The sequence below is a fragment of the Mycolicibacterium palauense genome (assembly GCF_002592005.1).
Lineage (GTDB): Bacteria > Actinomycetota > Actinomycetes > Mycobacteriales > Mycobacteriaceae > Mycobacterium > Mycobacterium palauense.
Genome location: NZ_NVQF01000098.1, coordinates 1 through 18,593 on the forward strand (window position 1 = coordinate 1; position 18,593 = coordinate 18,593).

Consider the following 18,593-nt stretch of genomic DNA (forward strand, 5'->3'; position numbering starts at 1 on the left):
CGTTCAACCCGCCGCCCCCGGACGCACCACCACCCCCGGACGCACCACCGCCGCCGCCGGTGGGAGCGGCCCGGCCGGCGGCGGCGGTGGTGCGTCCGGGGGTGGTGGTGCGTCCGGGGGCGGCGGGTTGAACGTGTTGCCCGAGGGGGGTGGCGGCTCGGTCTGCGTGTCCGGTGCCGGCTGCTGCGGCAGGTGTTGCTGACTCGAGGAGCCACCCGAGGAACCAGACGAGGAGCCCGACGAGGAGCCAGACGAAGAGCCAGACGAAGAGCCACCGTAGGAGGAGTCCGAGCCCGACGAGCCCGACGACGAGGCGCCCCCCGAGTCCGGCAACGGGATCGGCGGCAGGTTCAGTCGCTCCGGCGGGATGTCGGGCGGCGGGACGGGCGGCTGACCGTTGATCAGCAGCGGACCCTTGGCGCTGTTGAGCAGGGTGGCCCAGCCGCCGTTGCCCAGCGTCATGCCGATGTTGCAGGACACCTGATGGCTGCCCGCCGACCAGCTCGGCAGGGACACCGTGGTGTAGGTCAGCGTCAGGGTGGTGTCGCGCAACTGCACCGGGGCCAGATAGGCGTCGGTCAACCGGGTGCAGGTGTCCTTGATGAACTCGTCCTGGACCTCGCTGGGCGGGACCGGCTGATCGGCCGGGAACTTCTCGGCGAGGTTGACCGAACCGGTGACCTCCATGGCGTGCGGCGTCGCGCAGTCCACGGGAATGTCGGTGGGCTGGTTGGTGGTGGCGTCGATCCCCACACAGGTTCCGGCCGGCCAGATCTTGGACTGGTCGATGTCGGCGACCTTGCCCTTGAACGTCTGCTGATTGCCGCTCGGTCCCGGCAGCTGCAGGCCGCACAGCATCCGGCGCTCACCGGCCTGGCGCCACGCCTTGTCCCCGGACCAGAGCATGCTGGCCGAGAAACGGCTGTTGGGATCGAACCGGGCACCCAGATAGCGGCGCACCGCCACCTGGCACTGCTCCTGGGTGATCTGCTGGATGCGCGTCGGCGAGGGCGGTGCGGCGTCGGGACCGTACTCCGACCCCGGGAAGGTGCTCATGTCGATCGACTCGGCAACCTCGAACTTGTGGTCCTCCTTGCAGTCGACCACCTCGGCGCCGTCGATGTTCTCCCCCGGCCAGTCCAGGCAGTTGCCGGCCGCGGCGTTGTTGAAGGTGTCGTTGATGCTGCGGCTGGAGGCGTTGAGCCCCTCGGGCTCGAGGTAGCCGGTCAGCGGGTTGGACGTGCCGGTCAACGGCAGCGCGGTCAGCAGCCCGGCGATCAGCAGGCCGCCCAGCGCGGTCAACAGAAGCACCCGGTGCGTCGAGGAGGCGCGCAGCGTCCGCGACCAGGTCGGCCCACGCGTGGGCCGCCGGTCGCCCTGCGCGTCGGCGGTGTCGTCGTTCCGGGGTGCGTCCAACATCGCGTCCATTGTGACAGGCGTGTCGGGTGCTGTGACAAGTGATACAGATGTAAAGTTATGTGGTTGTGCCGCCGCGCCGCCGGCGGTACTCGCGCCGCCGCGCCGACCCCTCGAGCTGTCCGGCCGTTCCGGACGAAAGTAGGGTTACCGGGCGTGATCGACCTGAAGCTGCTCAGGGAAGACCCCGAGACCGTCCGCCGGTCTCAACTCAGCCGCGGGGAGGACCCCGCACTGGTGGATGCGCTGCTGTCCGCCGACGCCTCCCGACGGGCCGCCATCGCCGCCGCCGACACCCGCCGCGCCGAACAGAAGGCGGCCAGCAAGCAGGTCGGCTCCGCGGCCCCCGACGACCGCCCCGCCCTGCTGGCCCGGGCCAAGGATCTCGCCGCGGCGGTCAAGGCGGCCGAGGCCGAGCAGTCCGAGGCCGAGCGGGCCTTCAACGCCGCCTACCTGGCGATCTCGAATGTCGTGATCGACGGGGTGCCCGCCGGCGGCGAGGACGACTACGTCGTGCTGGACACGGTCGGTGAACCGGCGGCCATCGCCGACCCGAAGGACCATCTGGAGCTCGGCGAGTCGCTGGGCCTGATCGACATGGAACGCGGCGCCAAGGTCTCGGGTTCGCGGTTCTACTTCCTCACCGGGCGCGGGGCCCTGCTGCAGCTGGGCCTGCTGCAGCTGGCCGTGCAGGTCGCGGTGCATAACGGCTTCACCCTGATGATTCCGCCGGTGCTGGTGCGTCCGGAGGTGATGGGCGGCACCGGATTCCTCGGCGCGCACGCCGAGGAGATCTACCGCGTCGAGGCCGACGACCTGTACCTGGTCGGTACCTCGGAGGTGCCGTTGGCGGGCTATCACTCCGACGAGATCCTCGACCTGAGCGCCGGACCGAAACGCTACGCCGGCTGGTCGTCGTGCTTCCGGCGTGAGGCCGGCAGCTACGGCAAGGACACCCGCGGAATCATCCGCGTGCACCAGTTCGACAAGGTCGAGGGCTTCATCTACTGCACGCCCGCCGAGGCCGAGGCCGAGCACCAGCGTCTCCTGGGCTGGCAGCGGCAGATGCTCGCGCTCATCGACGTGCCCTACCGGGTGATCGACGTCGCCGCAGGCGATCTGGGCTCCTCGGCGGCGCGCAAATTCGACTGCGAAGCCTGGGTGCCCACCCAGCAGACCTATCGAGAGCTGACCTCGACCTCGAATTGCACGACCTTTCAGGCCCGTCGGTTGTCCACCCGCTACCGCGACGAGAACGGCAAGCCGCAGATCGCCGCCACGCTCAACGGCACGCTGGGTACCACACGCTGGCTGGTGGCGATCCTGGAGAACCACCAGCGGGCCGACGGCAGTGTGCGGGTACCGGATGCCCTGGTGCCCTACGTCGGAACGGAGGTTCTCGAACCATGATGGACATCGACCTGAACGAGCTGCGCAGCTGGTTCGGCTTCGGGGTCGCGGGCAACTTCGCCGGCCACCTCGAACAGGCAGGCGAGGCAGCCGATTTCGTCAACGTCGCCTCCGAGGGGGTCGCGCCCAAGGGCATCTTCCCCTGGTACGCACCGGGAAACGAGACCTTCCTCGGTGAATTCCCGCTGTCCCACGACACCATCGCGTTGCCCGCCGAGGGACCGGAGTTCTCCGGCCCGCTGAATCTGCAGATCGAACCCGAGGTCGGCCTGGCCTGCCGGGTGGTCTGGGCCGGCGACACGGTCGTCACGCTGCAGCCCTTCGGGCTCGGGGCGTTCAACGACTGCTCGATCCGGCGCCCGGGTGCCCCGAAGATCAGCTACAAGAAGAACTGGGGCCCGGCGTCCAAAGGTGTTGCGCCGCAGTTCTTCGAGATCAGCGATCTGACACCGGACGGTCCGACGGCCACGCTGCGGCTGGTGTGCTTCCTCAAGGGCGCCGACGGTGTCGAGCACGCCTACGGGGTGGACAGCCCGCTGTTGGGTTACTCCTACTACGGCGAGGTGCTGCTGGACTGGATCGTGGAGCGGCTGGCCAACCAGAAGGGTTCGCCGGAGACCCCGTTGGAGGATGTGGGCGCGCTGATGGCCGCCTCCGGCCATCCGGAGAACGTCCTGATCGGCATCGGTGCCACCCGCTACACCGAGCTCGGGGAGTCGACCTATCTGCAGGGCGGCGACGAGGCCGTGGTGCGGGTCTACGACACCGCCGGCGACGCGGCATCCGAACTGCGCCAGCGGGTGCGGGCGTCCTAGTTTTGCGGGCCCAGTCTTCTGGGTCTCCCGGTCCCGTCAGCGTGAGGGCACGGACCACAGGGCGCGCAGCCGGGACTGCTGACCGCGGATCATGTTCCGGATCCGTTCGCCTGCGGCGCGCGCGGTTTCCGGTTTCGGCATGGTCCGCACGATGTCGGCCAGCGTGTCGATCGCGACCTCGAGCAGCTCCGAATCGTCGGGCTCGCGCAGCGGTTCGGTCGACCGCAGGCGCGGCTGCAGGTCGCTGAGGTCACCGACCACGTGGTAACCGCGGGACCGGATCTCGGCGATGAACTCCGCGGCGGTGTCGCTGACCCAGTCGAACTCCTGCACCGGCAGCTGCGGGGCGTTCCGCCAGGCCGAGATGATCAGGAGGTTGCCCGCGAGGTACTCCTTGACCACCGATTCGTAGCGCTCCCAGGCGATGTCGTGCACCCGCCCGTTCAGTCTGCGCAGGATCTCCAGCTGCGCGGTGTCCAGCGAGTTGTTGGCGGTGGGCAGATCGCGTGTCAGCGGCGACGGGTCGATGTCGAGGGCGGACAGGAAACGCTGCCAGATCAGCTGCGGTGAATCGACGGGCGAGGGGGTCGTCACGACGTGTACCCGCTCCGGGGGAAGGTCGGCGCCCCAGACGTCGAGGATGCGCGGCAGGTCCTGGTACTCCCAGAAGGGATCCTCGGAGGACTCTCGACGGTCCCGGATCGACTCGATGAACTCGGCGAAGCCGGTGGTCTTCTGGTTCTTGATGTTCTCCTGCCACACCGAGGGGATCTGGCGCGCCAGGTCACGTGCGGTGCACACGACGTGGACCTCGGCGAAGCGCAGGGATTTCAGGGCCCGGGCCGCCTGTTCGGGCGTCGCGGTGGCCAGCAGTTCGTGGGAGATCAGTGACGAGCCGGACCAATCGCGGATCTCGGCGACCAACCGGTCCCAGGCGTGGGCGTGCCGCGAATCCAGCCACTGCCGGTAGCGTGTGGGCTGCAGCTGCACGGCGGCGTGGAAGTGTGCCTCGCGGATGTCGCCGGGATAGAGCAGGCCCTGCCGCCGTGCCGCGCTGCGGTTGCGCCACAACCGGTCCTGAAGGTACGTCGTGCCCGTCTTCGGCAGGCCGATGTGCACGAACACCCGCCGGGGGGCCCGTGCAGACGCAGGATTGATGAAGTCGACCAACGTAACCTCGCTAGCGTCCGCGCCAAGTCCACCCGGGGGCGGCAGAAGCCGCCGGCTGGAAGGCGGGGACAGCCGACTCCCAGCTGTTTCCCAGCCCGGGCTAAGAGTACGACGCGCCGAACCCCGGTGACCAGCAGATCCGGAAGTCCCTGCCCGGGGCGCGATGCGGCCCCGACACCGAGCCCGCCGGTGTGGCCGTGTCAGCCGGCCAGCACCTCGTCGAGCTTCTCCAGGAACTCCTTGGGCCGCAGCGGCGTGAACGCGGGTTTGGGCCGGCCGGGCACGTCGAGGGTGACCAGTGTCGACTTGATCGGGCGCCACATGTCCAGCGGCAGCCAGCGGCGCAGATCCGAGCTGCCCCAGATGCGGAAGCGCGCAGCGAACAGGCCCAGCGGCTCGGCGCGGTAGCTGCGGATCGAGCGCACCGGGATAATCTTCGAGGTACCCGACGGGAAGTGGTAGCGCCGCAGCGTGATCGCCTCCCGATCCAGTTGGATCAGGCCGTCGTCGTAGTACTGCCGCGGCGGTGCGCTCACAGCTTCGAACACCGCAGTTCGTGGCCCTTGCTGGTCAGGCACCGGCCCGTTCCCAGGCTCCACTGCCAGCCGTGCAGATTGCAGGTCAACGTGTCGCCCTCGACCACGCCGAACTTGGACAGGTCGGCCTTGAGGTGGGGGCAGCGCCGCTGGATCTCCCAGCCGTCGAGGACGATCGACGACGAGTCGTCGTGCGCCTCGGCGAACCACCCGTCGGCGTAGGCGATCCGCTCGTCGGTGAGGCACTTGAAGAACGTGTACAGGTACTCGTTGTAGCCGCCCACCCGCCAGGCCCGGAACCGGGTGGACAGGAAGATGGTGTTCACCCAGTCGGGTTCGTGGTCGCGCAGCACGGTGCGCACCAGCTCCGGTGCGATCGCGAACCCGTAGCGGAACTTCTCGTCGGCGATCGGTTCGCGCACCGTCCGCTTCGGGAAGTCGAGCACGACGCTCTCGTCGTGGGCGGCGGAGCGCAGCTGCAGCTCCACCGGGTACCCGATCCCGTCGCAGATCTGGTCGCTGGCCAGCATGATCGGCTCGAACAGCCGGCGCAGCGGTTCCAGCAGCGGCTCTCCGGCCGCCGGTGCCCAGCGCGCCTTCTCGGCGGCCAGCACGGGTGCCATGCGCCGGGCGTAATCGGCGATGTAGTCGGCCTTGCCGGTGGTGAAGATGGCCTCCACCTCCGGGGTGGGCAGCGGATGGGTCAGCGAGTTCAGCTCCGGCCCGGCGAACTCGGCGACCGAGCCGGGGATCATCAGCAGCCCCCCGTCGTGGCCGTGCTCGCGCATCTGGGCCAGGAAGACCATCTGGTCCGGGAAGATGTTGGCCGGGTCGCCGTGGTCGTCGTTGAGGTCGCGGAGCTCGGGATCCAGAAAGCACGGCGGTCCCGCCGACGGGATCACCCAGGTGGCGCCGACCTGGGCGATGTACTGGCGGCAGCGGTCCATCTGGCGCTGCCGTTTCTGCACCCCGAACGCCTCCTTGGCGCGGGCCGGCATGTCGTAGACCATCGGGTACCAGATCGCGCCCGAGTACTGCAGCATGTGCACGTCGATGTGACCGAACTCGGCGAGGACGTCGAGGTCCACGGGCCGGGCGTCGTTCATGTTGAAGGCGGTGGTGACACCGTCGGAGACCACCAGGCCGGAGTCGCCGATGGGGCCGTCCGCCGGGGCGCGCAGCGCGATGATCATCACCTCGAGCGTCCCCTTGGGCCCGGTGACGGTGTGCTTGACCGAATCGGTGGTCTCGAAGAACCGGTGGAAGCCGAGGTTCTCCAGTTCGCGCCGCAGATCGGGCACCGGGAAGTCCGGCAGCAGCACCACCGCGTCTTTGTTGACGTGGTCGCGCAGGTTGTCGGGGTCGAAGTGGTCCTTGTGCAGGTGCGACACGTAGAGGTAGTCGACGTCGCCCAGCGCCGCCCAGTCCAGGGCGCTGTTGTCCGGGAACACGAACCACGAGCCGAAGTAGGCGGGGTTGAGCCAGGGGTCGCACAGGATGCGACCCGCGGTCGTCTCGATCAAAAAGCCCGCGTGGCCGACGCTTGTGACCTGCACCGATACCTCTCTAGCCGGAAGGAGTCCGGTCTCGAGCTTAACGGCCGGCCGGTGGCGGGGCCCGATACCGGCGGGCCGACGGTCCGGCGACCGCCGGCGGACCCCGATCCGGCGTCGAGTCAGACGTCAGGCCGGGGATTTCGCCTCCGGTGCCGGCACTGTGTCTGCCTCGATGTCTGCCTCGATGTCTGAGTCCATCGCGCCGGTCCGGGCCGCGCCGCTAGGCTGATCTGTTGTGGAACCGGTATACGGCACCGTCATCCAGCTGGCCCGGCTGACCTGGAAGCTGCAGGGCCTGACCTTCACGGTCACCGGTGTGGAGCACCTGCCCAAGAGCGGGGGAGCGGTGATCGCGATCAACCACACCAGTTACTTCGACTTCACCTTCGCCGGCCTGCCCGCCTACCGGCAGGGGCTGGGCCGCAAGGTGCGGTTCATGGCCAAGCAGGAGGTCTTCGACAGCAAGGCCACCGGGCCGATCATGCGCCGCCTGCGGCACATCCCCGTCGACCGGTCGGCCGGGGCGGAGTCGTTCGCCGAGGCGTGCCAGCGGCTCAAGGAGGGCGAGTTCGTCGGCGTCTATCCGGAGGCCACGATCAGCCGCAGTTTCGAGATCAAGGACTTCAAGTCCGGTGCCGCCAGGATGGCGATCGCCGCCGACGTCCCCATCGTCCCGCACATCGTGTGGGGCGCCCAGCGCATCTGGACCAAGGGGCACCCGCGCAAGATGTGGCGGCCCAAGGTGCCCATCACCGTGGCGGTCGGCGAGCCCATCTCGCCGACGCTGCCCGCCGCCGAACTGACCGCGCTGCTGCACCACCGGATGCAGCATCTGCTCGAGCACGTGCAGGACTCCTACGGTCCCTATCCGCCGGGGGCGTTCTGGGTGCCCAAGCGCCTCGGCGGCGGCGCCCCGTCGCTGGCCGAAGCGGCGCGGCTGGACGCGGAGGAGGCGGCGGCCAAGGCGGCGGCGCGCGCGGCGCGGCGGCCCGATGCCGGGTAGCCCATGGAACCGGTGTTTCGCGCTCTGGAGATCGCGGCCGAGGTGGCGGTCAGGGTCACCGGTACGGCGGTCACGTACCGCGGCCTGGAGCACATCCCCGGGCGCGGCGGCGCGGTGATGGCGATCAACCACACCAGCTACATCGACTTCCTGCCGGCGGCGCTGGCCGCCAAGTGCCGCGGCCGCCGCATGCGCTTCATGATCAAGGCCGAGATGCAGCGGGTGCGGCCGGTGAACTTCCTGATCAAGCACACCAAGACGATCCCGGTGAACCGGGAGGCCGGCGCGGACGCCTACTCGGCGGCCGTGCAGCGGCTGCGCGAGGGGGAGCTGGTCGGCGTCTACCCGGAGGCGACGATCAGCCGCAGTTTCGAGTTGAAGGCCTTCAAGTCCGGCGCGGCGCGGATGGCCCGGGACGCGCAGGTGCCCATCGTGCCGTTGATCGTGTGGGGCGCGCAGCGGATCTGGACCAAGGACCACCCCCGGCGGCTGGGGCGCACCAAGATCCCGGTCACCGTCTCCGTCGGCCCGGCGATCGCGCCCGGCGACGGGGTCGCCGAAGTCGACGCTGCCCTGCGCACGGCGATGACACGGCTGCTGCACGACGCGCAGCAGGACTACCCGCACCCGGCGGGGGCCTACTGGGTGCCCCGACGTCTCGGCGGCGGCGCCCCGACGCCCGCCGAGGCGGTCCGGCTGGACGAGGCGGAGCTCGCTGAACGTGCGCGCAGGCGGGCACAGCACGGATGATGCTGCGATGACCCTCCCCACGTTGATCGCCACCGATGTCGACGGCACGCTGCTCGGCGACGACGAGAAGGTCACCGCCCGCACGCGCGAGGCGGTGTGGGCGGCCGTCGACGCCGGGACCCACTTCGTGCTGGCCACCGGGCGCCCGCCCCGGTGGATCCGGCCGATCGTCGATCAGCTCGGCTTCGCGCCGATGGCGGTGTGTGCCAACGGCGCGGTGGTCTACGACCCCGCCTCCGACCGCATCCTGTCGGCCAGCACCCTGTCGGTGGAGGTGCTCACGGCGCTCTCCGAGATCGCCCAGCGGGTGATCCCGGGCGCGGGGCTGGCGGTGGAGCGGGTGGGGCGCAGCGCGCACGATTCGGCCACCCCGCAGTTCGTGAGTTCACCGGGCTACGAGCACGCGTGGCTGAATCCCGACAACACCGAGGTCTCCCTGGAGGACCTGCTCTCGGCGCCCGCGGTGAAACTGCTGATCCGCAGGTCGGGGGTGCAGAGCGCCGAGATGGCCGCCGAGCTCGCCGCGCACGTCGGCGCGGAGGGCGACATCACCTACAGCACCAACAACGGCCTGATCGAGATCGTGCCGCGCGGCATCAGCAAGGCGACCGGGGTGGCCGAGGTGGCCGGCCCGCTCGGGGTGGTCGCCGAGGAGATCGTGGCCTTCGGCGACATGCCCAACGACGTGCCCATGCTGCGCTGGGCGGGGCACGGGGTCGCCATGGGCAACGCGCATCCGGAGGCGGTCGCCGCCGCCGACGAGGTCACCGCCCGAAACTCCGAGGACGGTCTGGCCCTGGTGATCGAGCGCTGGTGGATGTAGGGCCGGCTCAGTCGGCCACGATGGGCGTGAACCGCTCGACCTGGACCGGCGGCCCGCCGTGCGGGGTCGGGGGCAGCTGCTGGGCGACGCCCTCGGAGACCCGGGTCACCCCGCCGGTCTCGCGGTCGAAGTTCAGGGTCCCGTGCTGGAAGTTCTGCACGATCCACTGCGGTTCCTGGATCTCACCGCTGGTCGGCAGCCCGAGCAGGCCGCGCTCGAAGCCCAGCCCGGCCCAGGCGTCGTAGATGGCTCCGGTCAGCGCCTGGGCGCCGGTCGACGGTGACCAGTAGATGGCCCCGCCGTCGAAGGGCACGTAGCGGACATCGGCGGCCGCGGCGGCCTCGGTGGCATGGGGCGAGCCCAGGAATCCCTTCTCGGCGCCGAGCTGCTGCCACTTGGCGTAGATGGCGCCGCCGCGCAGCCGCTCCTCGACGGTCAGTGGCCGGTTGAACTGGGCGGCGACCTGACGGATCTCGTCGAGGGCCCCGTAGGCCTGGTTGCCGGGGCATTCGGTGTTGCCGACGTCGCGGTGGGAGAAGATCGCCGGCAGCGGCGTCGGCGCCCCGGCCGGGAAGTAGGTGTACTGGCCACCGGCCGAGGTCAGCACCACCGAGCCCAGGGGGTCGACGTGGTCGAGGCCCAGCCGCCAACCCAGCAGCCGCCCGACGGTGCGCAGCTGGATGTCGGTGGGCCGCACGTCGTTGAAGTTGCCGAGCATCGCCACGCCCCAGGTGTTGCGGTTGAACCCGCCGGTGTGCGAGCCCTCCACGGGCCGGTCGATTCCGCCCGCCCGGCCCTCGAACACCTGGCCGTACTTGTCGACCAGCGCGTTGTAGCCGATGTCGCACCAGCCCAGCATCTGGGTGTGATACGCGTAGATCGCCCGCACGATGGCCGCGGAGTCCTCGGGCCGGTAGTCGTTGCTGCCGGCGGTGTGATGGACGATGCCGGCGCGCACCCCGTCGTCGTAGACCGGCCCGCCGCACCGCGAGCCCTGCCCGGCGCCCCACTGCGCCCGGCTGATGATGGCCGGCGGCTGGCCGGGGGGCAGCACCGCGGTGGGCAGCGTCCACCCGGCGTCCACCGGGGAGGCGGGCGGGCTGATGAGCACGGCGTTGAGGTTCTGTCCGATGCTGCGTTCGGTACTGGCGGGGCGGTAGCCGAGATCGTCGCGCGGGTGTTCGGCCGGGGCCGAGGTGACCGGGGCGTCGGGTGGACGGGTGACGGCGATCTGCACGGCCGTGGTGGTGCCGACGTAGACCGGCTCGGTGCCCGCGTGGAAATCGGCGGGCAGCGGCTTGGAGCCGGTGTCGACGGCGTCCAGGGCGTCGGAGTCGTACCAGGGACCCCAGGAGCCGTCGGCCCGGCGGGCGCGGATGCGCGCCGAGGTCCCGGCCAGGTCGTCACCGGTGAGGGCGACCATCGAGAACGGCGTGTCCTGCGAGACCTCCCGCACCGTGACGCCGCCACCCACGCCCGCCAGGGGCATCTCCGACAACCGGGTGTCGGCGGCCTGCGGTGGCTCGTCCGCGGGCATGCCGCCGAGGGCCAGGGGGAGCAGCACGGTGGTGGCCACGATCGCGGTCAGCAGGGCCTTGGGCGCCGGCCGGCGGCTGGCGCGACTGCGGGCGACGAGACGCCACGAGGGCGGGGCCTCGCGGCGGCGTCGCCCGGGGAAACGGCGACGGAGCACAAACAGATGTTACGTACGTGTCTGTTGTTACTAGTGTTGCGACACGGTCCCAAATGCGGACGGTCGGATCCTGCAACGGCACCGCAGGGCCCGTGGGCTCAAGGGGGGTCGAGGGGACGAGCCCGCCCTGCGGTGCCGTTAGGTGGCAGGTCTTCAGCCGGCGGCAGCGGGAGCTGCGGCCTGGGCCGACTGGACCGCGCCCATGATGGAGGGCATCACCACGCCCTTGAGCAGGTCGATGGCCTGCCCGACGCCGAGCTGCTGAGCCGCGCTGGACAGGTCGCTGATCAGCCCGCCGCTGGCGGGTGCGACCGGCATGGCCAGCGACGGGTCACCCAGGATGGGGTAGGTCCCGGCCATCGGGTCCAGTCCGATCGGCGCGCTGATCGGCACCTCGGTGGGCAGTCCCAGGCCGGGGGCCGCCGAGGGCAGCGCGCCCGGTGCGGTCAGCGCCGGGTTCGGCAGGCCGGGGGTGCTCAGTCCGGGGGCGGTCAGCGCCGGATTGGTCAGCGACGGATCGGTGAGCCCGGGGCTGGCCAGGCCCGGATCGGTCAGGCCCGGAGCGGACAGGGCCGGGTCGGTCAGGCTCGGCGAGGTCAGACCCGGGGCGGCCGAGGGGGTGGAGACCCCGGGCGTCGACAGGCCGGGACTGGTGAGACCGGGTGTCGTGAGGCCGGGTGCCGTGAGGCCGGGTGTGGTGAGGCCGGGTGTGGTCAGGCCGGGGGCGGTCAGCCCGGGGCTGGTCAGGCTCGGATTGGTCAGCACCGGGCCGGCGCTGATGGGCTGGGCGCCGGACGGGCTGAGCCCGGTCGGCAGCGGCGGCAGGTTGATGCCGAACTGCGACAGGCCCTGCGACAGCGCCGAGAGGATCTCGTTGGGCAGGTCGGTGACCACGGCCGCCTGCACGAATTCGCGATGCTCGGGGGCGGGGGCGGACTTGGCGGACAACTCGGAAACAGTGACAACTGCAAAAGGAGTCGCGACCGCAAGGGCGGCGACTGCGCTCAGCGTGGTCGAGAGCCTGCGTCGACGTCGGTTCGGCACGGAAGTCTCCTCAATCTGGACTACGTGTGATTGGCAACATGCTCGATGGTAAAGCTGTGACAGGTGGGCCCAGAGTGACGATGCTGAATCGTGAGCGAATCGCGACCTGGGTGCGTTAACGCGCCGCGCGGCCCGCCCCTCCGCGTCGGCGGGGTTCGATGCCGGCGGTCGGATACCCTGGCTGCCGATGACCGATGGATATGACCTCTTCGTCGTCGGTTCCGGCTTCTTCGGCCTGACGATCGCCGAGCGCGTGGCCACGCAGCTCGACAAGCGGGTGCTCGTGGTGGAACGGCGCCCGCACATCGGCGGCAACGCCTACTCCGAGGCCGAGCCGGACACCGGAATCGAGATCCACAAGTACGGCGCACACCTGTTCCACACCTCCAACAAGCGGGTGTGGGACTACGTGCGGCAGTTCACCGAGTTCACCGGCTACCAGCACCGGGTCTTCGCCATGCACAACGGGCAGGCCTACCAGTTCCCCATGGGGCTGGGCCTGGTGGCGCAGTTCTTCGGCCGCTACCACAGCCCCGACGAGGCGCGCCGGCTGATCGCCGAGCAGGCGGCCGAGATCGACACCGCCGACGCGCAGAACCTCGAGGAGAAGGCGATCTCGCTGATCGGCCGCCCCCTCTACGAGGCCTTCGTCAAGGGCTACACCGCCAAGCAGTGGCAGACCGACCCGAAGGAGCTTCCCGCGGCCAACATCACCCGGCTGCCGGTCCGCTACACCTTCGACAACCGCTACTTCAACGACACCTTCGAGGGTCTGCCCGTCGACGGCTACACCGCCTGGCTGCAGAACATGGCCGCCGACGACCGCATCGAGGTGCGCCTGGACACCGACTGGTTCGACGTCCGCGACGAACTGCGCCGCGAGTCCCCGTCGGCCCCGGTCGTCTACACCGGGCCGCTGGACCGTTACTTCGGCTACGCCGAGGGCCGGCTGGGCTGGCGGACGCTGGACTTCGAGGTCGAGGTGCTTGCCACCGGCGACTTCCAGGGCACCCCGGTGATGAACTACAACGACCTGGACGTGCCCTACACCCGCATCCACGAGTTCCGCCACTTCCACCCCGAGCGCGACTACCCGACCGACAAGACGGTCATCATGCGCGAGTACTCCCGGTTCGCCGATGACGACGACGAGCCCTACTACCCGATCAACACCGAGGCCGACCGTGCGGTGCTGGCCGCCTACCGGGCCCGCGCCAAGGCCGAGACCGCCTCGGCCGCGGTGCTCTTCGGTGGCCGGCTGGGTACCTACCAGTACCTGGACATGCACATGGCCATCGCCAGCGCCCTCAACATGTACGAGAACACCCTGGCACCGCACCTCGCCGCCGGTGCGGCGCTGACGCAGCAGACCGCCAGCAATGACGAAAGCAGCCGAGCATGAGTGACATCCCGTCGGGCCCGCTGACCGCCACGGAGTCGCGCGCGGTCAGCCTGCTGTCGCGGGTGATCCTGCCGCGGCCCGGTGAGCCCCTCGACGTCCGCAAGCTCTACATCGAGGAGTCCGACACCAACGCCCGCCGCGCGCACGCCCCCACCCGGACCTCCCTGGAGATCGGTGCCGACTCCGAGGTGTCGTTCGCGACCTACTTCAACGCCTTCCCCGCCAGCTACTGGCGCCGCTGGTCGACGCTGGAGTCGGTGGTGCTGCGGGTGGAGCTGACCGGCTCGGCCCGGGTGGACGTCTACCGCACCAAGGCCACCGGGGCGCGCATCACCGTCGGTGGTGCGCCGGTGGTGAGCGGCGATGACGAGACCCCCGCCTGGACCGAATTCGAGATCGGGATCGATCCGTTCGAGGACGGCGGCTGGATCTGGTTCGACATCACCACCGACGGTGCCACCACGCTGCACAGCGCGGCGTGGTACGCCTCGGAGCCGGCTCCGGGCCGGGCCAACGTCGCCGTGGGGATCCCCACCTTCAACCGCCCGTCGGACTGCGTCAACGCCCTGCAGGCCCTGACGTCGGACCCGTTGGTGGACAAGGTGATCGGCGCCGTCATCGTCTCCGATCAGGGCACCAGAAAGGTCGTCGACCATCCCGGCTTCGCCGAAGCGGCGGCACCGCTGGGCGCCCGGCTCTCGATTCACAACCAGCCCAACCTGGGCGGCTCGGGCGGCTACAGCCGCGTCATGTACGAGGCCCTGAAGAACACCGACTGTGAGCAGATCCTGTTCATGGACGACGACATCCGCATCGAGCCTGATTCGGTGCTGCGGGCCCTGGCGCTCAACCGGTTCGCCAAGTCGCCCACCCTGGTCGGTGGGCAGATGCTCAACCTGCAGGAGCCCTCGCACCTGCACGTCATGGGCGAGGTGGTCAACCGCGGCAACTTCATGTGGACCAACGCCCCGTTCACCGAGTACGACCACGACTTCGCCAAGTATCCGTTGGCCGACGAGGACGAGCGCAGCAAGGGCCTGCACCGTCGCATCGACGTGGACTACAACGGCTGGTGGATGTGCATGATCCCGCGGTCGGTGGCCGAGGAGCTGGGACAGCCGCTGCCGCTGTTCATCAAGTGGGACGACGCCGACTACGGGCTGCGCGCCGCCGAGCACGGATACGGCACCGTCACGATGCCGGGCACCGCCATCTGGCACATGGCCTGGAGCGACAAGGACGACGCCATCGACTGGCAGGCCTACTTCCACCTGCGCAACCGGCTGGTGGTCGCCGCCCTGCACTGGGACGGCGACGTCCGGGGACTGATCGCCAGCCACTTCAAGGCCACCATGAAACATCTTCTGTGCCTGGAGTATTCGACCGTGGCGATCCAGAACAAGGCGATGGACGACTTCCTCGCCGGCCCCGAGCACATCTTCTCCATCCTGGAGTCGGCACTGCCCGAGGTGCACCGGATGCGCAAGGAGTATCCCGACGCGGTGGTGCTGCCCGGCGCCACCTCGCTGCCCTCCCCGTCGGGGCGGCGCGCGGTGCACAAGCCGCCGGTGTCGTTGCCGGCCATCGGACTGCGGCTGGCCCGCGGGGTCACCCACCAGCTGCGCAGGGAGGATCCGGCCCACCACGTGCGCCCGGAGCTCAACGTCGCCACCCAGGACGCCCGGTGGTTCCTGCTGTGCCGGGTCGACGGCGTGACGGTCACCACCGCCGACGGCCGCGGCGTGGTCTACCGGCAACGCGACCGGGCCAAGATGTTCGCCCTGCTGCGTGCTTCGCTGCGGCGGCAGGTCCGCCTGGCTCGCAAGTTCAACCGGATGCGGCGCGTCTACCGCGAGGCGCTGCCGGTGCTCACCAGCAAGCAGAAGTGGGAGACGGTGCTGCTGGAGTCCGGCCCCGAATCCCGCCCGGAATCCAGAGATGCCTGAGTTGTCCGTCTCCGCCCCGCCCACCGGCGAGGATGCCGTGCTGGTGAGCGTGCAGGCCGCCCTGGCCGACCGCCCGCTCGTGCTGCCGGCGGCCCGCGGCCTGTCGCATTTCGGCGAGCACAGCCTGGGCTGGCTGGCGGTGTGCGCGCTCGGTGCCTGGCTGCGGCCGGACCGGCGGCGCCAGTGGGTGACCGCCGGGGTGGGCGCGTTCCTGGCCCACGCGGCCGCGGTGCTGATCAAACGGGTGGTGCGCCGGCCCCGTCCGCACCATCCGGCGATCGCCGTGCACGTCGGGACCCCGAGCCGGCTGAGCTTCCCCTCGGCCCACGCCACGTCGACCACCGCGGCGGCCCTGCTGATGGGCCGGGCCACCGGGCTGCCGCTGGCCGCCGTGCTCGTCCCACCGATGGCGTTGTCGCGCTTGGTGCTCGGCGTGCACTACCCGTCGGACGTGGCCGCCGGGGTGCTCGTCGGCGCGCTCGTGGCCGAAGCGACCGACAAGGTCGCCGGCCGGATTGGAGGACAACGATGACTCCGCTGACGATCCGGGTGACTCCGAGGACGCCGAGGGGAGCGGCCGCATGAGCGAGGAGGCGCCACCCGTCGCGGGCCCCCCCAAGACCCTGGCCGGCGGGCTGATCAAGGCCATCCGTCCGCGCCAGTGGGTCAAGAACCTGTTGGTGCTGGCCGCGCCGCTGGCCGCACTCGGCGTCGACGCCAAGTACGACTACGGCGACGTGCTGTACAAGGTCGGCGTCGCGTTCGTGGTGTTCTGTCTGGCGGCCTCGTGCATCTACCTGGTCAACGACGCGCGGGACGTCGAGGCCGACCGGGCGCACCCCACCAAGCGGTTCCGCCCGATCGCCGCGGGTGTGGTGCCGGTGCCGTTGGCCTACGGGCTGGCGACGGTCCTCGGTGTGGCCTCCCTGGGCATCTCGCTGCTGGTGACCCCCGACCTGGCCGTGGTGATGGCGGTCTACATCGGCATCCAGCTGGCGTACTGCTTCGGGCTCAAACACCTTGCCGTGCTGGACATCTGCATCGTCTCCTCGGGCTTCCTGATCCGCGCCATCGCCGGCGGCGTGGCCGCCGGGATCCCGCTGTCGCAGTGGTTCCTGCTGGTGATGGCGTTCGGGTCGCTGTTCATGGCCGCGGGCAAGCGCTACGCCGAGCTGCAGCTGGCCGAACGCACCGGCGCCAAGATCCGCAAGTCGCTGGAGAGCTACACCACCAGCTACCTGCGTTTCGTGTGGACGCTGTCGGCCACCGCGGTGGTGCTCTGCTACGGCCTGTGGGCGTTCGAACGCGACGGCAACGCCGCCTCGTGGTTCGCGGTGTCCATGGTTCCGTTCACGGTGGCGATCCTGCGTTACGCCGTCGACATCGACGGCGGGGTGGCCGGGGAGCCCGAGGACATCGCCCTGCATGACCGGGTGCTGCAGCTGCTTGCCCTGGCGTGGATCGGATCCGTCGGTGCCGCCGTCTTCCTCGGCTAGCCCGCCGGTCGTGGCCCCGCGGCCCGAGCCCGACACCCGCGCGCCCGCGATGGGCGCGCTGTCCCGGGCGGTCGCGCGGACGGTGAACCCCGCCTTCGGGTTCCCGCTCAGCGCCCGGATCAGCCTGTGGATCAGCGTCGTGACGGTGGCGGTGCTGTTCGGGTGGGGGGCCTGGCAGCGGCGCTGGATCGCCGACGACGGCCTGATCGTGTTGCGGACCGTCCGCAACCTGCTGGCCGGCAACGGGCCGGTGTTCAACGCGGGCGAACGGGTGGAGTCCAACACCTCCACCCTGTGGACCTACCTGGTGTACCTGGGCGGCCTGCTCGGGGGGCCGGTGCGCCTGGAGTATGTGGCCCTGGCGCTGGCCCTGACGTTCAGCGTGCTCGGGGTGGTGCTGCTGATGCTGGGCGCGGCCCGGCTCTACGCGCCCGGTCTGCAGGGCCGGCGGGCACTGTTGCTGCCGGCGGGGGCGCTGGTCTACATCGCCGTGCCGCCGGCCCGCGACTTCGCCACCTCCGGCCTGGAGAGCGGCCTGGTGCTGGCCTATCTCGGGCTGCTGTGGTGGATGATGGTGTGCTGGTCGCAGGGCCTGCGCACGGCCGCGGTGCGCGGGGACAACGGTCCCAACGCCGGCAGCGCCGGATTCGTCGCCGCGCTGGCCTTCGTGGCCGGGCTCAGCGTGCTGGTCCGCCCCGAACTCGCCCTCATCGGCGGGTTGGCGCTGGTGATGATGCTCGTGGCCGCCCGCGGCTGGCGGCGCCGGGTGCTCATCGTCGTCGCCGGGGGCGCGCTGCCGGTCGGCTACCAGATCTTCCGGATGGGCTACTACGCGCTGGTGGTGCCGGGCACCGCGGTGGCCAAGGACGCGTCGGGCTCCAAGTGGTCGCAGGGACTGATCTACCTGGCCAACTTCAATCAGCCCTACCTGCTGTGGATTCCGCTGGTGTTGGTGCTCGCCCTGGGCCTGGTGCTGCTGGTGGCGCGGTCGCGGCCCTGGTGGATCCACCACGAGGTGCCCGCCGGCTTCAGCGCGCTGACCCGCCGCGTGCAGAGCCCGCCCGCGGTGGTGATCTTCATTCTGCTCAGCGGTCTGCTTCAGGCGATGTACTGGATCCGCCAGGGCGGCGATTTCATGCACGGCCGGGTGCTCCTGGCGCCGATGGTCTGCCTGCTGGCGCCGGTCGCGGTGATCCCGCTGGTGCTGCCCGACGGCACCAAGTTCTCCCGGGAGGCCGGTTACCTGCTCGCCGGGGCCACCGCGGTGCTGTGGCTGACCATCGTCGGATGGTCGCTGTGGGCGGCGAACTCGCCGGGTTTGGGCGCCGACGCCACGAAGGTCACCTACTCCGGCATCGTCGATGAGCGGCGGTTCTACTCCCAGGCGACCGGACACGCGCACCCGCTGACCGCAGCCGACTATCTGGACTACCCGCGGATGCGCGCGGTGCTGGCGGCGCTGCACAACACCCCCGACGGCGCGTTGCTGCTGCCCTCGGGCAACTACGACCAGTGGGACGTGGTGCCCGCCAT

16 protein-coding genes are annotated in these 18,593 nt (G+C 70.3%); 10 read left to right on the forward strand and 6 right to left on the reverse strand.

Translation table 11 applies throughout. The features are described 5' to 3' along the window. Nucleotides 1–3: 3 nt before the first annotated feature. A complete protein-coding gene (locus tag CSR00_RS25765) occupies nt 4–1,428 on the reverse strand; it encodes a septum formation family protein (RefSeq protein ID WP_099025248.1) in 1,425 nt (474 codons plus the stop codon). A gap of 144 nt (nt 1,429–1,572) precedes the next feature. Here CSR00_RS25765 and serS point away from each other — a divergent pair, with 144 nt between their 5' ends. Continuing rightward, entirely contained in the window at nt 1,573–2,826 is a 1,254-nt protein-coding gene (serS, locus tag CSR00_RS25770) for a serine--tRNA ligase (RefSeq protein ID WP_099025249.1), read from the forward strand. Further along, nucleotides 2,823–3,641 (forward strand): DUF5718 family protein, encoded by an 819-nt coding sequence (locus CSR00_RS25775; protein WP_099025250.1) that lies wholly within the window; start codon nt 2,823–2,825, stop codon nt 3,639–3,641. Before serS ends, CSR00_RS25775 begins: the two co-directional genes overlap by 4 nt. A gap of 36 nt (nt 3,642–3,677) precedes the next feature. On the opposite strand, the gene CSR00_RS25780 is transcribed toward CSR00_RS25775, so the two are convergent. From CSR00_RS25780 to CSR00_RS25790, 3 genes are all read right to left on the reverse strand, one after another. After that, nucleotides 3,678–4,811 carry a sulfotransferase family protein gene (locus CSR00_RS25780; RefSeq protein WP_141564490.1) on the reverse strand — a complete coding sequence of 378 codons (1,134 nt, stop codon included), beginning with the start codon at nt 4,809–4,811 and terminating at the stop codon, nt 3,678–3,680. A gap of 200 nt (nt 4,812–5,011) precedes the next feature. After that, on the reverse strand, nt 5,012–5,347 hold the full coding sequence (locus tag CSR00_RS25785; RefSeq protein ID WP_099025252.1) for a hypothetical protein: 336 nt from the start codon (nt 5,345–5,347) through the stop codon (nt 5,012–5,014). Next, a complete protein-coding gene (locus CSR00_RS25790) occupies nt 5,344–6,903 on the reverse strand; it encodes an MBL fold metallo-hydrolase (RefSeq protein ID WP_099025253.1) in 1,560 nt (519 codons plus the stop codon). Before CSR00_RS25790 ends, CSR00_RS25785 begins: the two co-directional genes overlap by 4 nt. Before the next feature lie 235 nt (nt 6,904–7,138). Between CSR00_RS25790 and CSR00_RS25795 the strand changes: the two genes are divergently transcribed. Genes CSR00_RS25795 through CSR00_RS25805 form a run of 3 tightly spaced genes read left to right on the forward strand, consistent with a single transcriptional unit; the run spans nt 7,139 to nt 9,479 of the window. Then, nucleotides 7,139–7,906: a lysophospholipid acyltransferase family protein gene (locus CSR00_RS25795; RefSeq protein ID WP_099025254.1), complete on the forward strand. Its 768-nt coding sequence runs from the start codon at nt 7,139–7,141 to the stop codon at nt 7,904–7,906. A 3-nt stretch (nt 7,907–7,909) separates the two neighbouring features. Continuing rightward, nucleotides 7,910–8,656 (forward strand): lysophospholipid acyltransferase family protein, encoded by a 747-nt coding sequence (locus CSR00_RS25800; protein WP_099025255.1) that lies wholly within the window; start codon nt 7,910–7,912, stop codon nt 8,654–8,656. 7 nt (nt 8,657–8,663) lie between these two features. Next, nucleotides 8,664–9,479 carry an HAD family hydrolase gene (locus tag CSR00_RS25805; protein ID WP_099025256.1) on the forward strand — a complete coding sequence of 272 codons (816 nt, stop codon included), beginning with the start codon at nt 8,664–8,666 and terminating at the stop codon, nt 9,477–9,479. A gap of 7 nt (nt 9,480–9,486) precedes the next feature. On the opposite strand, the gene CSR00_RS25810 is transcribed toward CSR00_RS25805, so the two are convergent. Both CSR00_RS25810 and CSR00_RS25815 read right to left on the reverse strand, forming a co-directional pair. Further along, nucleotides 9,487–11,016, reverse strand: a complete 1,530-nt coding sequence (locus CSR00_RS25810) for an N-acetylmuramoyl-L-alanine amidase (RefSeq protein ID WP_099025261.1) — start codon at nt 11,014–11,016, stop codon at nt 9,487–9,489. A gap of 309 nt (nt 11,017–11,325) precedes the next feature. Further along, nucleotides 11,326–12,216 carry a hypothetical protein gene (locus CSR00_RS25815; RefSeq protein ID WP_099025257.1) on the reverse strand — a complete coding sequence of 297 codons (891 nt, stop codon included), beginning with the start codon at nt 12,214–12,216 and terminating at the stop codon, nt 11,326–11,328. 187 nt (nt 12,217–12,403) lie between these two features. Here CSR00_RS25815 and glf point away from each other — a divergent pair, with 187 nt between their 5' ends. From glf to zomB, 5 genes are all read left to right on the forward strand, one after another. After that, nucleotides 12,404–13,618, forward strand: a complete 1,215-nt coding sequence (glf, locus tag CSR00_RS25820; RefSeq protein ID WP_099025258.1) for a UDP-galactopyranose mutase — start codon at nt 12,404–12,406, stop codon at nt 13,616–13,618. After that, nucleotides 13,615–15,564 carry a glycosyltransferase gene (locus CSR00_RS25825; RefSeq protein ID WP_099025259.1) on the forward strand — a complete coding sequence of 650 codons (1,950 nt, stop codon included), beginning with the start codon at nt 13,615–13,617 and terminating at the stop codon, nt 15,562–15,564. The genes glf and CSR00_RS25825 overlap by 4 nt, the downstream gene beginning before the upstream one ends. Beyond that, nucleotides 15,557–16,096, forward strand: coding sequence for a phosphatase PAP2 family protein (locus CSR00_RS25830; protein WP_099025260.1), 540 nt, complete (start codon nt 15,557–15,559; stop codon nt 16,094–16,096). Before CSR00_RS25825 ends, CSR00_RS25830 begins: the two co-directional genes overlap by 8 nt. A 49-nt stretch (nt 16,097–16,145) precedes the next feature. Then, entirely contained in the window at nt 16,146–17,060 is a 915-nt protein-coding gene (locus CSR00_RS25835) for a decaprenyl-phosphate phosphoribosyltransferase (RefSeq protein ID WP_099025262.1), read from the forward strand. Between the two features lie 49 nt (nt 17,061–17,109). Next, the coding region (zomB, locus tag CSR00_RS25840) for a flagellar motor control protein ZomB (RefSeq protein ID WP_245906539.1) at nt 17,110–18,593 on the forward strand (1,484 nt) is incomplete at its 3' end.

Coding starts and splice junctions, on each gene's coding strand:
- CSR00_RS25765 (WP_099025248.1), bottom strand. CDS start 1,428: ATGGACGCGATGTTGGACGCACCCCGGAACGACGACACCGCCGACGCG.
- CSR00_RS25775 (WP_099025250.1), top strand. CDS start 2,823: ATGATGGACATCGACCTGAACGAGCTGCGCAGCTGGTTCGGCTTCGGG.
- CSR00_RS25800 (WP_099025255.1), top strand. CDS start 7,910: ATGGAACCGGTGTTTCGCGCTCTGGAGATCGCGGCCGAGGTGGCGGTC.
- CSR00_RS25805 (WP_099025256.1), top strand. CDS start 8,664: ATGACCCTCCCCACGTTGATCGCCACCGATGTCGACGGCACGCTGCTC.
- CSR00_RS25810 (WP_099025261.1), bottom strand. CDS start 11,016: ATGCCCGCGGACGAGCCACCGCAGGCCGCCGACACCCGGTTGTCGGAG.
- glf (WP_099025258.1), top strand. CDS start 12,404: ATGACCGATGGATATGACCTCTTCGTCGTCGGTTCCGGCTTCTTCGGC.
- CSR00_RS25825 (WP_099025259.1), top strand. CDS start 13,615: ATGAGTGACATCCCGTCGGGCCCGCTGACCGCCACGGAGTCGCGCGCG.
- CSR00_RS25830 (WP_099025260.1), top strand. CDS start 15,557: ATGCCTGAGTTGTCCGTCTCCGCCCCGCCCACCGGCGAGGATGCCGTG.
- CSR00_RS25835 (WP_099025262.1), top strand. CDS start 16,146: ATGAGCGAGGAGGCGCCACCCGTCGCGGGCCCCCCCAAGACCCTGGCC.